General features: G+C 40.9%; 12 protein-coding genes and 1 tRNA gene. 6 read left to right on the top strand and 7 right to left on the bottom strand.

All coding sequences use genetic code 11. The features are described 5' to 3' along the window. Nucleotides 1–21 precede the first annotated feature (21 nt). The 4 genes from SFU91_01125 to SFU91_01110 form a co-directional block, all read right to left on the bottom strand. Nucleotides 22–1947, bottom strand: a complete 1926-nt coding sequence (locus SFU91_01125) for an ABC transporter substrate-binding protein (protein MDX2127617.1) — start codon at nt 1945–1947, stop codon at nt 22–24. 21 nt (nt 1948–1968) lie between these two features. Then, complete coding sequence (locus tag SFU91_01120) at nt 1969–2775, bottom strand: inositol monophosphatase family protein (protein ID MDX2127616.1); 807 nt, start codon at nt 2773–2775, stop codon at nt 1969–1971. A 370-nt stretch (nt 2776–3145) separates the two neighbouring features. Next, complete coding sequence (locus tag SFU91_01115; GenBank protein MDX2127615.1) at nt 3146–5239, bottom strand: ferrous iron transporter B; 2094 nt, start codon at nt 5237–5239, stop codon at nt 3146–3148. A 1-nt stretch (nt 5240) separates the two neighbouring features. Further along, nucleotides 5241–5480 (bottom strand): ferrous iron transport protein A, encoded by a 240-nt coding sequence (locus tag SFU91_01110; GenBank protein ID MDX2127614.1) that lies wholly within the window; start codon nt 5478–5480, stop codon nt 5241–5243. Nucleotides 5481–5687: 207 nt separating this feature from the next. On the opposite strand from SFU91_01110, the gene coaBC reads away from it, so the two are divergent. Together coaBC and SFU91_01100 are read left to right on the top strand one after the other, a co-directional pair. Then, the gene (gene coaBC, locus SFU91_01105) at nt 5688–7013 is read left to right on the top strand and encodes a bifunctional phosphopantothenoylcysteine decarboxylase/phosphopantothenate--cysteine ligase CoaBC (protein ID MDX2127613.1); all 1326 of its coding nucleotides are present in this window, start codon (nt 5688–5690) and stop codon (nt 7011–7013) included. A 32-nt stretch (nt 7014–7045) separates the two neighbouring features. Beyond that, nucleotides 7046–8134, top strand: a complete 1089-nt coding sequence (locus SFU91_01100; protein ID MDX2127612.1) for a D-alanine--D-alanine ligase family protein — start codon at nt 7046–7048, stop codon at nt 8132–8134. 73 nt (nt 8135–8207) lie between these two features. On the opposite strand, the gene SFU91_01095 is transcribed toward SFU91_01100, so the two are convergent. Further along, entirely contained in the window at nt 8208–9080 is an 873-nt protein-coding gene (locus tag SFU91_01095; protein MDX2127611.1) for a 3-hydroxybutyryl-CoA dehydrogenase, read from the bottom strand. A gap of 141 nt (nt 9081–9221) precedes the next feature. Here SFU91_01095 and SFU91_01090 point away from each other — a divergent pair. Continuing rightward, a tRNA-Val gene (locus tag SFU91_01090) sits at nt 9222–9295 on the top strand. 31 nt (nt 9296–9326) lie between these two features. Here SFU91_01090 and sucD read toward each other — a convergent pair. Both sucD and SFU91_01080 read right to left on the bottom strand, forming a co-directional pair. Beyond that, nucleotides 9327–10226, bottom strand: coding sequence for a succinate--CoA ligase subunit alpha (sucD, locus tag SFU91_01085; protein MDX2127610.1), 900 nt, complete (start codon nt 10224–10226; stop codon nt 9327–9329). Between the two features lie 72 nt (nt 10227–10298). Continuing rightward, a complete protein-coding gene (locus SFU91_01080) occupies nt 10299–11684 on the bottom strand; it encodes a phosphoglucomutase/phosphomannomutase family protein (protein ID MDX2127609.1) in 1386 nt (461 codons plus the stop codon). A 389-nt stretch (nt 11685–12073) separates the two neighbouring features. On the opposite strand from SFU91_01080, the gene SFU91_01075 reads away from it, so the two are divergent. The 3 genes from SFU91_01075 (at nt 12074) to SFU91_01065 (ending at nt 15537) form a co-directional block, all read left to right on the top strand. After that, nucleotides 12074–12325 (top strand): cold shock domain-containing protein, encoded by a 252-nt coding sequence (locus SFU91_01075; GenBank protein MDX2127608.1) that lies wholly within the window; start codon nt 12074–12076, stop codon nt 12323–12325. Between the two features lie 210 nt (nt 12326–12535). Further along, on the top strand, nt 12536–14596 hold the full coding sequence (locus SFU91_01070) for a tetratricopeptide repeat protein (protein ID MDX2127607.1): 2061 nt from the start codon (nt 12536–12538) through the stop codon (nt 14594–14596). A 2-nt stretch (nt 14597–14598) separates the two neighbouring features. Further along, entirely contained in the window at nt 14599–15537 is a 939-nt protein-coding gene (locus SFU91_01065; GenBank protein ID MDX2127606.1) for a homoserine kinase, read from the top strand. The last annotated feature ends 9 nt before the right edge of the window (nt 15538–15546 follow it).

The raw sequence follows: 15546 nt of genomic DNA, 5'->3' as shown, positions 1-15546 counted from the left end.
TGTTGATTTAGGTTTGATGAATTAATTAACTCTTTTGATTTTGCCCCCAAGGTAACGCATGATATTCATTCTCGAATTGACGGAGCCTCCTTGAAAATAAACTTCAGTATGAACGCCTCGGAATGGTGGAGCAGCTTTGAGTAAAGAAACAAAATCGCTGGGAGTGATTGAGTTTTTTGCCGAAGTGACTTGTGTCAGATAATCGATGGTATCATAACCTCGCCAGAACATAGCGTCTATGGGCATTCGCCAATAATTTCGATAGGTTTCGGCGGTACTTCGTACAAGGGGATGATCCGGCTGCACATCGCTATCAATTGCAAAAAAAACGCTATCAACCAAATCTTTATAGAGTTGTAGTTTGGATGGATTGAACCAATCTCCAGATCCGACAAATTTTCCGGTAAAATTAAAAACTTTCAATTGCGAGGCCGCAATACCAGCAGCTTCTAAGGTTGTCATTGGAAGATAGATGAATTGTGAACTAGTAGGTGCATATCCAGTCTCTTCCTTGAACTCAATTCTCAAGGGTTCTATGGCTTTTTTTAGTGAAGTAAAATTGGGTGAAAGCAAGGCGTAGAACTTGACAATCTTCTTGTTTTTAAGCATCGTTTCTCGAAATCCTTCGGCCATTTCCTTTCCATAAGTGCTGTCTTGAGCGAAAATGATAACGGTATCAGCTTTTTGTTCACGGATGAGGTAATCGGCAATGATTGAACCTCGCATGCGATAAGTTGGGTTGATTTGAAAAGCGAAAGTAGAATTCTTGGAGATGGATTCGTCCGTTGCAGTTGGCGTAATCATCGGAATTCCTTTTGAAGAAAGAAACTTTGATATGAGCCTTGCTTTTTCGCTAAATATAGGCCCAATGACGAGAGATATATGTTCATTTTGAATCAGTTCATTAAGACCTGAAAGAAGTCTTGTTGAATCCAAAAGTTCATTTTGGAAATGAAGTGAGATATGACGGCTGCCATTTAGAGGATTGAGGTTAGCTGATGTGGTGGCATGAAGGATTCCTTCTAAAATTTGTACGCCTATGCTCCGAGCCTCTGGTGCTTCTGAATCAAAAACTTCAAGTTTGACCGGAAGTACCAATGCATACTTCAACTTGAAAAAACCTACAGACTTTGCTTGTGAACATTTGTTCTTGAGGTTTTGAAGGGCGGTTTTATAATAAGCCGAGACCGAAGGGTTCTCCGAAAGAAAAGCTTGAATTTCATTCGAGAGTAAATCGAAATCGGTGGAATCTTTTCCAAACAATCGTTGGCTTGATTCAAGAAAGAATAGGGCGGAAAGGTCATGATTTTTCGATTTTGAAAACGAATAAAGGGTGCGAAGCTCGGTTGGGGTGAGCCTTGTCGCAGCGAGAACCCTAAGATAAAGTAGGGCTTTAGCCCGAAGCTTATCCAATGGTGAGAAAGGAGTGCCAATCAATTCAACCAATTGTTTTGCAGCTGATTCATACTGCAATTGCCGAGCGTAAATGATGGATAAGTCGAATTGAGATTCGCGGCGGGCGGCATCACCAGCCGAAGAAAAATAGATTTGATTGCAAGCTTTTGATGCTTGTTCGTACTTGGCTTGTTCAATCAGTGATTTTTCGTAAAAAAGCTTCCCCGCCTCGATTCGCGATTGAGGCTCTCCAGCAATCTTTTGCAAATACCGAGTAAAAAGCTCTTCAGCTTGGGCAAATTTTTCTTCACGAAATTTCCCTTTAGCTGCGTTAAAAAACTGAATCGGCGTTTTCAATTTCCCTCGTTCCAATTGCTCCTTGTTGGGATTGTAATTCACTCCACCTTGAGAATTTCCGGAGGTTTCAACGGCTTTTGTTTTTTTTCGCTGAGCCAGAGAGGCATTTGGAGTGATGAATAAAATCGAAATCAAAGCAGGGAGAATGAATCCAAAAAGGTGAAGTAAGGAGAGCTTGAATTTTATTTTGGTCATTCGTGAAAACAGCTAATTGATTTAAGAATTGTTTGGTTCCAAAGGAAAATGTCGTTGCACTTTTTCAAGCATCCAAGGGTGGATTTTCCCGTTGCTAGCAACAATGTGACCTTTGGAGAGATAATGATTGTTTCCATCAAAGTCTGTAACAAGCCCGCCGGCTTCGCGAACCATCAAAGCGCCCGCTGCCATATCCCAAGCGTTTAGCCCAAGCTCCCAAAATCCATCGAAACGGCCGCAAGCAGTATAAGCCAAGTCTATTGCAGCCGAGCCGGGACGACGGATACCTGATGAATCTAATAGAAAATCCTTAAACAATGCTAAGTACTGATCCACTTGTTCTTGAATCTTATAAGGGAAGCCTGTAGCCAAAAGAAGATTGAAGGTTCTGAAATTTCTTGTCACCTTGATTCTGCGATTGTTTAAATAAGCGCCCTTGCCTCGCTCGGCTGTAAAGAGTTCCTTTGCGGAAGGATGATAAATAGCGCCTACACGAATATCATTGTCAGAATCAATAAGCGCGATACTAACAGAAAAGGTGGGTAGAGAGTGAATAAAGTTAGTGGTTCCGTCAAGAGGATCAATGACCCATTTTCTTCCCGAGGAACCCGTTTCTAATGTTCCCTCTTCTCCTTGAATCGAATCTTCAGGGAATTTTTTTCTTATGGCACGAGCCGCTAATTCCTCACACTTTTTATCAACTGTCGTTACAAAGTCATTTCGGTCTTTCATGCTGATATGCGCTTCTCGAAGCTTCCCGAAATTTCTTTTCGCATGCTTTCCGGCTGCTTTGGCAGCATCAATTGCGGCAATGAGATCTTTTGTCATAACTCCAAGTGCATTACTTATTGAATCAAATATAACCCTTTAAAAGAAAAGAGCTTACCGATGCTAATCGGCTGAAAATTGTGTTCTCTTGTGAGTGTTTATTTGATTTTTCCTGTCAAATTGAATAGGGAAGTGAAGGAGAAACTGGCTTTAGGGGCTTTGGCTGGTTTTATCATTTCTGTGTGGCATGCCCCATTTTGAAAGCAGCCTGTGCAGAGTTCAGCAAGGCTTAATGAAGTTCCGCATCGAGGGCACTTTGTTAAAAATTGGTTTTCAATTTTTAAACTGCAAGTTGGGCAGCTTCGGGTAAAGTTTTTTTGCGGCACTCCCTCCTTGATTTGAACTTGACACGCCGACATAATCACTCCCTTTATTTGACAAATAGTGCGACAAAACCACCGACGGCAAAAGCAAAAAACCAACTGCCGAACCAAATCGTAAACGCTTCCCTCATTCCTCGCTCTTTGATAAGAACCATTAAACTGGCAATACAGGGCACAAATAAGGTAATCACAGTTAAAGAAACGACAATTTGGGCAGGTGATAACGATAGTTCATAAAGCCCTGCGGCACCGAAATCACGGCGAACCATTCCCATCACAAACGCCTTGGCCGTATCAGCGGGTAAATTCAGAATACCGGTTGTAATTGGCTTAAAGAGTGAAATCCACCCCTCAAGCAAACCGGTAACTTGCATAAATGAAACGAGCAAGGCACCAAAGAAAAACCAAGGGCTTGCTTCTTTCATAAAACTGTATGATTTAATCCAAGTTTTTCGTAAAACATTGGTCGGTCTTGGAAGCCGCATCGGCGGAAGGTCGATAAGTAAAGCAGAGGATTTTCCGGGTAAGATGCGATCGACTGCTGTTCCAACGCCAATAAGACAAGAAAGGATGATAGCTGCAAATATTAAAGTGTATTCGCCGCCTGCTTTGGTCAGTAACGCAGTGATGACGGCAAGTTGTGCCGAACACGGAATCGCAAAATTCAAAATCGAAGCGGCAATCGTTTTCTCACGGGAAGTGTTTAATAGTCGCGTGGTAATGGTTGCCATTGTAACGCAGCCAAAACCCAAGATGATCGGAATTACGGCACGCCCATTGAGGCCGATTCCGGTTAATAATCGGTCGACCATCGTTGCTAATCGAGGTAAATAGCCGCAATCTTCGAGAATGGCAAGGAATAAATAAAAACCTATAATCAGCGGCAAAAGTAAAAATAAAAGATAAGTGACGGTCATCGTTACCGCGCCGAATTCGCCGGCAAGCATTGTCACAATTTTCCCCCGTAGAGTTTGGGTTGAAAATTGAAAATTTTGCAGCACATCGTGATTCTTGGCAAAGTTTTTTAATGCCTCTAATTTCTCCGGTGAGGCTTGGGTTCCTTCAGGAAATGTGAAATCGCGAAACTCAACAACAATATCTTCTCCGGTGTCATCTTTCGAAAGCCGATCAACGGTAATGGTAACGGGGGTAAAGGTTGCAAAAAGATGTTTGGCAAAAGGCTCCCACAGTTTATTGCCATATTCCACTTCTGTATGACCAACCACACGCTGCGCGACCAAAACGCCAACAACTTGGTAAATCAGCCAAAGAGAAAATAAAAGGATCGGGATTCCGGTTAACGGGTTGGTTGTCCACCGCCCCAACTGCTCACTAATTTTAGAGGCAAATCCTTTAGAATTAGTTTCTCGGCATACCTCTAAGGCAATCAGATTGACTCTGTTTCTGCGTTTTAAATAAATTTCTTCTCGTTTGTCCATTGGTTCGACCCCGTGGCGCAAAGAGATGGTTTCATCTCCTTCTAAAATCATAAGTGCTTCAGCGGTGGGATTCTTTGCTGAACTAACCCGATCGAGAATCGAACGTATCTCCGTCTTTAATTCAAAATCTTCGTTTCCCTTTTTTGCCCGAAGTAAAGCGGATTCAATTTCATCAAAACCTTGATTTTTGATTGCTGTGACGCCCACAACTGGCACGCCTAATAATTGCTCAAGTTCTTCAAGGTTAAGCTTTAATCCTTCCTCCGCAACGGCATCAAGCATATTGACAGCAACCACCATTGGAAATTGCATATCAATTAATTGTAAAGTCAGAAATAAATCTCTTTCGAGGTTTGTCCCGTCAACAACATTGAGAACGACATCTGCGGTCAAGACTTCATCTCGTGCAACGCGCTCTTCATCATTAAATGAACTAACCCCATAGATGCCGGGAGTATCAGAAATCTCTGTGTCCTTAAATTCGTTTTTACTTAAAGTGTCGGAGGATTTGAATTTTGCTCGCGAAATGTCAACGGTTGTTCCGGGAAAGTTTGAAACATCAACATATAGGCCGCTGAAGTGATTAAAGAAAGCTGATTTGCCAACATTCGGATTGCCGACAAGGACCACTTTATTGACCTTTTTTGGAGTAGGATTCTCAATTATTGGAGAATCAATGGTTGTATCTAACGTATGGTTCATTTTAATTCAGTACTTCGACCCAAATATGATAGGTTAGGTCTCTACCCAAAGCGACTTCTTGACGCCCGTGTTTAATAATGATTGGCCCAAAGGGAATCCGTTCAAAACAGTGCGCTGTGCTTCCCTCCCCGACGCCAAAACGAATAAGCTGTGTCCGCACACTTGGGTCTGCAATTCGTTTCACACGGAATTTCATTCCTTTTTTAATCTGGTTCAGTGTAACCGTTTCAGTGCTTGACATTGGCAAATGCGTTTCGGTACAGGTAATGAAATTAATTTTTGGTAAAGTCTAATTTAGATTAATTCTAATTTACTGTTTTTAACGGGAATTCAACTCTATTCATTCCTTGATTTTTTTATGAATGATTTTAAAGAAAAGAGTTTATTTGATGAATAACAGAAGGATATTGTAGTTTTAACGTGATAACATTCACTTACCAAAAATTTTGTGGCAGAAAGTATTCAATTTATTGACGATCAGAAATCAGAGACCTTAAAAGGAAGGCGGATTCTATTGGGTGTTTCAGGCGGAATCGCTGCTTATAAAATTCCGATTCTCGTTCGATTGCTGATGAGGCAAGGCGCGGAAGTTCAAGTTTTAGCGACAAAAAATGCCTCTGAATTCGTTGCTCTTCAAACCCTTGAAGTGCTTTCGAAACGAAAAGTGCTTACCAGCATTTTTCATGAGTCATCCGAATCTGATTCACCTTCTGACTGGGTTTCTCATATCAAATTAGGGGAATGGGCAGATATTTATATGATTGCTCCGGCAACTGCCAATATCATTGCAAAAATCGCCGGTGGATTTTCGGATGACATGATTTCACTTTGTGCGCTTACCATTCGCCCCGATCGAAAAAAGATTATTGTACCGGCAATGGATGGCGAAATGTTTGCTGCACCCTCATTACAAAATAATTTAAAGAAATTGGTAGACTATGGATTTGAAGTCATTCAACCAGAGATAGGAGAATTGGCGAGCGGATTATTTGGGGTAGGTCGAATGCCTGAGCCAGAAGTGCTGGCTGAGTTCATTGGTGAACATTTCCGTTTAGGATTGAAAATAAAAGCGAAGTCGGGTGCTTTAGCTGGAAAAAAAGTGGTTGTCACGGCCGGCGGAACTCGTGAAAGAATTGATCGTGTCCGATTTATTTCAAATTATTCATCTGGAAAAATGGGTTTCGCTTTAGCCGAAGCCGCTTTGAAACACGGCGCTGAGGTATTTCTTATCAGTGCGACCAAAAAATTGCCAACCCCAAATGGTGCCCGATTTATCTTTGCTGATAGTGCCGAGGAGATGCTAATGCAATCAAAAAATCATTTTCACGATTGCGATTTGTTTATCGGCGCGGCAGCTGTGGCAGATTACCGCCCTGAAACAGTTTCAAGTGATAAAATAAAAAAATCAAGTGATGTTCTTGAACTGAAATTGGTAAAGACTACGGATATTTTAGGCGAATTCGGAAAGGTGAAAAAAGCTGGTCAGTATTCAATCGGATTTGCGCTTGAAGATACCAATGCAAAGGAAAATGCCGTTGATAAATTGCATCGGAAAAATACGGATATGATGGTTTTAAATCGAGCCAATGAAGCGGATTCAGGTTTTGAAACGGATACCAATCGTGTAACCATCTTTCTTCCGAATTTGTTAAGAAGCGAACCACAAGAAATTCAACATCCACTAATGACGAAAAGAAAAGTCGCAGAATTAATAATAGAGACATTCATTGAAACTTATCTAACATCATCTAAAACCATTTTACCAAAAGCATAAAAGTGCCTTTGACAATTTTGAATTAATCACCAATGTCCAAAAAGAAACTTGCTCTTATTTTTGGTGGTCGCTCAGGCGAACACGAAATTTCGATTATATCGGCGCGCTCAGTCTCAACAGCGGTGAGTGCACAGAAGTACGATCTCCTTCCAATTTATATTACGCGTGATGGTAAATGGCTTTCAGAATCGGTATCTGCAAAAATTCTTAAAACTGATTTTGAAAAGTTGATCAAAAAGCCGGATGAACTTGCCGACATGCACAAAAAAATTGAGCAATGGGCCGAGAAAAGTCGATTCAAATTTGATTTTTCTAAAGTTGATGTGGCATTTCCGGTTATGCACGGAACCTTTGGTGAAGATGGAACTGTACAAGGGTTTTTAGAAATGCTTCAAATCCCCTTTGTCGGCTGCGGAGTTTTAGCCTCATCCTTAACGATGGATAAGGCGATGTCAAAAATTCATTTTGAGCGGGCAGGGCTACTTTTAGCACCTTATGTTGTAGCAACAAGAAACGAGTGGCTCTCACATCCTAAAAAAATTATCTCAGAAGCAGAAAAAAAACTAGGATATCCAATGTTTGTAAAGCCCGCCAATATGGGATCTTCGGTGGGGATTTCAAAAGCGAAGTCCAGAAAGGACTTGAACGAAGCGATGGCCTTAGCCTGCAATTACGATCGAAAAATTGTGATTGAGGCAGGCGTAAATGCGAGAGAATTAGAAATTTCTGTTCTGGGAAATGAAAATCCTATGACTTCGGTTGTCGGCGAAATCGTGCCTTGCAACGAATTTTATGACTACGATGCCAAGTACATCAAAGGCACCTCTGAGCTATTTATTCCCGCTCGTATCTCAACCAAGGTTGCAAAAGAAATTTCAAAAATGGCGATAATCGCTTTCCAAGCAACCAATTGCGAGGGAATGGCAAGAGTCGATTTCTTTATGGATAAAACCTCGGGTAAACTTTATATCAATGAAATTAATACAATCCCCGGGTTTACTTCAATTAGTATGTATCCGAAAATGTTTGCTGCGGCCGGGATTTCATATGCGGAGTTAGTAGATCGTCTTTTAACACTTGCGTTTGAAAGATTCGCCGATATTAAAAAGAATAAAGTTTGAGTATCGGAAAATGGAAGGGAGAGTTAAGCTCTCCCTTTTTGGTTAGAAAATCGTCAGTCGATTTGAGATGAACTTATTTTGAATCGTATCGATAAAAACCTCTTCCGGTTTTTCTTCCTAAATAACCGGCAGCTACCATATTTTTAAGAAGTGGGGACGGCCGATATTTTGAATCATTGAATCCTTCATGTAGCACATTCATTATTGCAAGGCAGACATCAAGACCAATAAAATCAGCTAAAGTCAAAGGCCCCATAGGATGCGCCATTCCAAGTTTCATGATTTCATCAATAGCTTCTGGAGTTCCCACATTTTCATAAACACATTGAATGGCCTCGTTAATCATTGGCATTAAGACACGGTTAGAAATGAAACCGGGGTAATCATTGCAAGAGACGGGAATTTTACCGATTGATCGCGAAAGTGTTTCAATTGTTTTGAAAGTCTCTACCGAGGTTTGCAATGCACGAATGACCTCAACAAGTTTCATAACGGGCACCGGATTCATAAAATGCATACCAATTACATTCGAAGGTCGGGAGGTAGAGGCAGCAATTTTTGTGAGAGAAATTGAACTGGTGTTTGACGCAAGTATCGCAGATGGTTTCGCAACACGATCCAGTGTTTTGAAAATTGAGAGTTTTAAGTCAAGGTTCTCGTTGACTGCCTCAATAATGACATCGCACAGTGCAGCACCGGTTTCAAGAGAGGTTTGAAGTTGAATTTTTTTCAAGATGAGTTCTTTTTGCTCTTCGCTCAGTTCCCCCTTTTTGACCTGCCTGTCTATATTTTTTGAAATGGTTGAAATGGCTTTCTCTAAAAATTCTTGCTTGATATCAAGAAGTGTAACTGAATATCCGAACTGAGCAAAGGTGTGCGCAATGCCATTGCCCATAGTTCCTGCTCCGATTACGCCAATAATTAAATCTTGTTGTGAAGTCGTCATAATTGATACAATAAATTGGATTAAATGTTCTTTGAGATAGATAAAAAATTTCTCTAAATGATACCTTGAAAGTTTGATTCACGGTTGTATATTTGCAACCCTTTATTTGAAATGTCACTTAGTGCATTTATTGTCAATAAAGGGCGGTTAGCTCAGTTGGTTAGAGCGCCACCTTGACACGGTGGAGGTCACAAGTTCGAATCTTGTACCGCCCACAAAAAAAGCGGCTTAGAGCCGCTTTTTTCTTTATCTGCCAAGCGCTTTTAACATCGTTGCGCCAATATCGGCCGGGTTTTCAACAACATGAATGCCTGCGCGTTTCATTGCAGCGAATTTTTCGTCTGCGGTACCCTTTCCTCCTGAAACAATCGCTCCTGCATGACCCATTCTTCTTCCGGGCGGTGCTGTTTTACCTGCGATAAAGCCCACAACCGGCTTTTTGAAACTCTTCTTGATATAAGCAGCGGCTTCCTCTTCGGCACTTCCACCGATTTCGCCTATCATAACAAGGCCTTCAGTATCGGGGTCTTTCGCAAACATTTTTACGGCATCGATGAATTTGGTACCGATAATCGGGTCGCCGCCGATACCCACAGCAGTTGATTGTCCCAATCCAAGTTTGGTTAATTGCGCAACCGCTTCATAAGTTAATGTCCCACTTCTTGAGATAACGCCTATTTTCCCTTCCGAAAAAATCATACCGGGCATAATTCCAACTTTAGCTTGTTTTGGGGTCATAACTCCCGGACAATTTGGCCCGATTAGCACCGCACCAGTTTCTTGAACATAAGCAAATGCTCGCATCATATCGGCAATCGGGATTCCTTCCGTAATGCAAATAATGACTTTAATTCCTGCAGCAGCTGATTCCATAATGGCATCAGAGGCAAAAGAAGCAGGAACAAAAATGATGGAGGTATTGGCTTTTTCTTTGTGAACTGCATCGCTGACGGAATTAAAAATCGAAACCGGTCGAATAAATTTGTCTTTTTCGTTACCCTCGTATTGCATGCCGCCTTTGCCGGGAGTAACACCTGCAACGACATTCGTTCCGTATTCAAGCATTTGGGAGGTATGAAATGTACCTTCTCCGCCGGTAATTCCTTGTACTACAAGCCGGGTGTTTTTATCAACTAAAATACTCATGATGATTTTTTGATCGAGATTGAGAAAACGATTTACAAATGATTTTTTACAACAATGTACACTTGAAAGTGCTTATTGAGAAAGGTTAACCGCAAAACGAAGTGCTTTTTGCACGTGGTCTTCTGATATTGCCTCACAGTATAGACGAAGGACAGGTTCAGTTCCAGACGGCCGAATCAATAACCATCCTCCTTCAAAGAAATATTTATATCCGTCAAGATTTTCAAATTTCGTGACCTTCATATCCTCAATGCTATTAAAACTGCCGGATGAAGCTTTCAAAATCGCTCGCTGTTTTTCTTCTTCTGTTAAATGAGCATCGATACGATCGTAAGTAAAAAATCCATACTCGGCATAGAGTTCGTCAACAAGTTCAGAGAGCAACTTTTTTCTCTCAGCCATAATCTCCAAAACCAATAAGCCGATATAAACGCCATCACGCTCAGGTAAATGTGAAGTAATTCCAATCCCTCCGGATTCTTCGCCACCCATCAAAATGTTGTTCGTCGTCATCATTTTCCCAACATGCTTAAACCCAATTGGAAGATTATGACAGATTAGGCGATGCTTCTCACAAATCTTGTTAATGACTTGTGTAAGGGCATATGTTCGTGCCACCTCGCCGCTGATTTTTTTAACTTCAACCAAGTATTTAAGAATAACAGCAAAAATTTTGTGTGAATCGATAAAGTTTCCCTTTTCGTCCATCATTCCAATTCGATCGGCGTCGCCATCGTTGATGATCCCGACATTCAGCTTCTGTTCAAGTAAATAATTGCGAAAGCCTTCGGTATTTTTGGGTAATGGTTCTGGATTTATGCCTCCGAATGTTGGGTCTTCAGTAGAGTGAAAGTTGTGAACAGCTAACTTTGGCAATAATTCAGAAACGATTCCCTGACCCGCACCATACATTGCATGATGTCCTATGCGATAGCCCGATTTTTCGATCGAGGTGAGATTAAGTTCAGAAGTGAGATAATCTTTATAAAACTGGCGAAGGTCTGAAACTTCAAGAAGATCGGCGTTAACCTTGATTTCTTCTTTGGGGTTAACCAATGGAATATTGTTTTCGATTTCCGCTATCGTTTCCGGGTGTGCTGAGCCTCCGTATTCGGCCTTAACCTTAAACCCATTATAATTTGCTGGATTATGAGAAGCCGTTATCATGACTCCGCCCGCAAGAGATTTCTGTTTTACAAAAAGCGAGACGGCTGGTGTTGGAAGAAATCGATTCGATAAAAAAACCTTAATCCCTTGAGAAGTTAGAATATCTGCTACAAAATGCGCAAATGATTTTGACATAAAGCGCGTATCATATCCAACTGCAACCCCATTTTTAAGATTAGGATGTTTAAGAAAATAGCGGGCTGTGGCAAGGGTTGCAATCTTGAGATTCTCAAAGGTGTATTCTTTTGCGATGATGGCACGCCAGCCATCAGTTCCAAATTTGATTTGCATTGAAGCTCGAAAAATAATTTTTACCTGTCGCGGTTGAAAAGGAATGCAATAATACGCATAAGGCCTGAAAATCAATGCACACACTTACAATTTGAGGCGTTAAATCAAATATACAAGCGCAAAATTTATTGTATCAATCGACTTAATCGGCTGTGCAAACCGCCTAAAACACAACTTATTTCTTGAAGCAGGGCAACAGACGCTCTATCTTGTGAGTGCTTGAAAGAGAAAGAGTGAACGAATTCTATCATGATTAGTAGGCTGTATAAGTGGTGTGCGCGATGACTCTCCTCTTCGAGGCTTGAAGAAAGAGATGTAACAATGTAATTAAAATAAAGAGCGGTGGGTACTCCTCATTGCGCTTTCTTAACTTAAACGGAGTACTAGCAATGGCACACAAGAGTTCAGTAAAATGGTTTGACGGGAAAAAGGGCTATGGATTTATCGTCAATCCTAATGGCGGAGAAGATATTTTTGTACATTATTCAGCCATTAAGTCCGATAAAAAATATAAGTTGCTCGATCAAGGTGCGCCTGTTGAGTTTGACTTAATTACGACGGACAAAGGGTTACAAGCCCATAATGTTATCCAAGAAACATCGCTTGATGCAGTTGTAGAGCCAAGTAATGTAACTGCGTAACACACCGAATTTTTCTCAGAATTCGTAGGTGAATTTTGGCTACCTTTTTCTTAACCGATTGAGGTAGCCTTTTGCATTTAAATCACCTTGTCCAATGAAAATAGTTTTTAATCACAAGACATGATTGAAATGGTATTTTAAAAAATTTCTTATCTGAGAGTTGTATTTTGTTGGTAAGAACGAATTAATAACAACAGGAACAAAATATCAATGGGCGTTATTTCAACGCACACTTCAATTTTATATAAAGAGGACTACGACCGCATCATTGAGTTTCGTCAGAAAGTTGATGTGTCTCCACTTGAAGTGTTTGAAGAAACCAAACGTTTGTTGGAAAATCTCACCCTTCAGAGAAATGGTCAACCGCCCATACATTTTTCTGAAACAGAACAGAGTAAATCGAAGGAAAGCAAGATCGGTGATAAATCAAATCCTCTCCTCGAATCGGAACTAGACGCTCTTACAAATGCCTTTTTACATTCAACCGTTAGAACGACGGATGATGATGAAATAGAATCTGATTTAGTCGAAGAAAGAGAAGTTATTTCTGAAATTCGCTGCAAATATCTACTTCTAAACGGAATTGCAGCTTATGGACTTTCACGATACAAAGAGTCTATTTCAGCACTGCAAGAATCGATGGCATTGGCAGAAGAATTACATTCTGAAATTTGGGAGATTTGTTCGTTCCTCGCGCGTTCGTACGATAGATTAGGCGACTATTCGCGAGCCCTTGATTACTTGCACCAAGCGTATGAAACCCTCAAAGACGGAAGATCTCAGAATTCACTGGGAATTATTTCTTCTCAAATCGGGACGGTTTTTTTGCATCAAGGCGATTTCACCACCGCTATAGCACACTATCTCGAAGCGCTTCAACTTTTTGAAGCAGAAAAAAACCTGAACGAGTTAGCTAAAATTCACAATAACATCGGTGTTCTCTATCGAAAAAGTGCCAATTTGGAATTGGCTCTTCGATACTTTGAGCGAAGCATAGAGCTGCATCATCAATCCGGCGACATTCGTGGAAATTCATACCCGCTCTATCACTTGGGGTTAATTCATCAACAGTTAAATCAAAATGATGTCGCTGTTGATTTTTTTAATGAAGGTCTTAAACTCGCGATAAAATCAACAGATCGATATATTCTTTGCTCGCTTTATGAGGGGCTTGGAAAAAGCGCGGAAATTGCCGGAGCATTTGATACAGCCATAGAACATTATCAACACAGTTTAAGTATTGCTGAGGAAATTGGCTCTAAAGAAAGTATTTACGAGGCTCATCGGCATCTTTCAGAATGTTATAAATCTTTGAAGATGTTTGAGTTGGCACTCTTTCATTTTGAAGCATTTCATCGAGCTGAGGAAGAGGTTTTTAGTTTACAATCCAATGAAAGGATTTCAAAATTGCGGGTATTGTTCGAGGTTGAATCGAAAGAGCGTGAGTCTGAAATATACCGAAACAAAAATCACGAACTCGCGGCCTTAAACGAAAAACTTGAAAGTGCCAATAAAATTAAATCAGAACTGCTTTCGTTAGCTGCGCATGATCTAAAAAATCCCCTTCAATCCATAAGCGGCTTTGCAGATTTAATGATTGAAAAGAATGAGGAAGCGAGCGAGAATTCCTTAATGGCCGGGGCAATTCGCCGAAATGCAGCTAAGATGCTGAAGATAATTAGCGACCTCTTGCAGATGTCTTATGCTGAATCGGGACAACTAATCCTCGCAAAAACATTACTCGATCTCTCTGAGGTTGCCTTTGAAGTGGTTCAAGAAAATCGTGTAATTGCTTCTCGAAAAAATCAGAATATTTTTTTTCAGGGCTCACTGGAGTGCATTACACTTGCCGATGAATTAAGGGTTCGAGAAATATTTGATAATCTTTTATCAAATGCCATTAAGTATTCTCAGCCCGAAAAAAATGTGTGGTGTAAGGTGGAGCGAAGGACTTTGGATGAGCTAATGGAATTTACAAGCTTTAGAGAATGGGCGATACCAAAGAAGCAAGTCAATGATTGGATTCTGTTTTCTGTTCGCGATGAAGGTCTCGGATTTACAAAGGAAGAAGAAGTAAAACTTTACGGCAAATTTCAGAAACTTTCCGCACAGCCTACAGGTGGAGAAACTTCAACCGGGCTTGGGCTGTCAATTGTCAAAAAGTTTGCCGAATTGCACGAAGGAACCGTTTGGGCTTTTTCTGCAGGAAAGGAAACGGGGTCAACATTTACGGTTGCGTTTCCTTTGATTGTGCCTCAAAAGAAAGAATAAATGTGAAGCACCAAGTTTCAGTTTTTGCACCGGCAACTGTAGCCAATGTCGCATGTGGGTTTGATGTTTTTGGCTTTGCCTTAAATCACCCCGGCGATGTCGTGGAATTAAGTTCTTCCGATTCAGGTCAATTGGAAATTATTGAAATTACGGGTGATAGCGGTTTGCTCTCTAGAGATCCTAAAATTAATACAGCGGGCGTGGCGGTTTTGGCATTACTGGATTATTTAGGACAAAAGCGAGGGTTCACGATGAAACTTCATAAGCAAATGCCGCTTGGAAGTGGATTAGGATCAAGCGCTGCAAGTGCGGCGGCCGGGGTTTTCGCAGCGAATTACCTTCTAGGTTCTCCTTTAACGACAAAAGAACTCCTTGCATTTGCAATCGAAGGTGAAAGAATTGCTTGTGGTGCTGCACATGCCGATAATGTTGCTCCTGCGTTGCTTGGAGGATTTACACTAATTCGCAGTTACACACCGCTTGATGTAATTCAAATTCCGGTTCCGGATTTTCTTTATGCTACGGTGATTCATCCTCATATTCAAATTCAAACCAAAGACGCACGAAGTATTCTAAGGAGAATGATACCACTTTCTGATGCCATTGTCCAATGGGGAAATGTCGGAGGCGTAGTCGCAGGTTTTTTTATGAATGATCTGAATTTGATTTCACGGTCACTTCAAGATCAAATAGTTGAACCAATGAGAGCGATATTAATACCAAAGTTTTATGAAGTAAAGGCCGCAGCAATGCAGGCCGGTGCCTTGGGTTGCAGTATTTCCGGCTCAGGACCATCTCTCTTTGCGTTATCAAGTTCGAAAGAAGTTGCCGAAAAAGTTGCACATGAAATGTGTAAAGTGTTTATTCATATTCAGATTGGGTGTGATAGCTACATTTCTTCAATCAATCAAACCGGTCCGAAAATTCTTTCGGCCAAATAATCCGCCTTA

The sequence above is a fragment of the Chloroherpetonaceae bacterium genome, from assembly GCA_033763895.1.
Lineage (GTDB): Bacteria > Bacteroidota > Chlorobiia > Chlorobiales > Thermochlorobacteraceae > JANRJQ01.
This window is presented reverse-complemented; position numbering and strand designations above follow the sequence as displayed.

Coding starts and splice junctions, on each gene's coding strand:
- SFU91_01110 (MDX2127614.1), bottom strand. CDS start 5,480: ATGTCAAGCACTGAAACGGTTACACTGAACCAGATTAAAAAAGGAATG.
- SFU91_01070 (MDX2127607.1), top strand. CDS start 12,536: ATGGGCGTTATTTCAACGCACACTTCAATTTTATATAAAGAGGACTAC.
- SFU91_01115 (MDX2127615.1), bottom strand. CDS start 5,239: ATGAACCATACGTTAGATACAACCATTGATTCTCCAATAATTGAGAAT.
- SFU91_01125 (MDX2127617.1), bottom strand. CDS start 1,947: ATGACCAAAATAAAATTCAAGCTCTCCTTACTTCACCTTTTTGGATTC.
- SFU91_01095 (MDX2127611.1), bottom strand. CDS start 9,080: ATGACGACTTCACAACAAGATTTAATTATTGGCGTAATCGGAGCAGGA.
- sucD (MDX2127610.1), bottom strand. CDS start 10,226: ATGAGTATTTTAGTTGATAAAAACACCCGGCTTGTAGTACAAGGAATT.
- SFU91_01100 (MDX2127612.1), top strand. CDS start 7,046: ATGTCCAAAAAGAAACTTGCTCTTATTTTTGGTGGTCGCTCAGGCGAA.
- SFU91_01120 (MDX2127616.1), bottom strand. CDS start 2,775: ATGACAAAAGATCTCATTGCCGCAATTGATGCTGCCAAAGCAGCCGGA.
- SFU91_01075 (MDX2127608.1), top strand. CDS start 12,074: ATGGCACACAAGAGTTCAGTAAAATGGTTTGACGGGAAAAAGGGCTAT.
- SFU91_01080 (MDX2127609.1), bottom strand. CDS start 11,684: ATGCAAATCAAATTTGGAACTGATGGCTGGCGTGCCATCATCGCAAAA.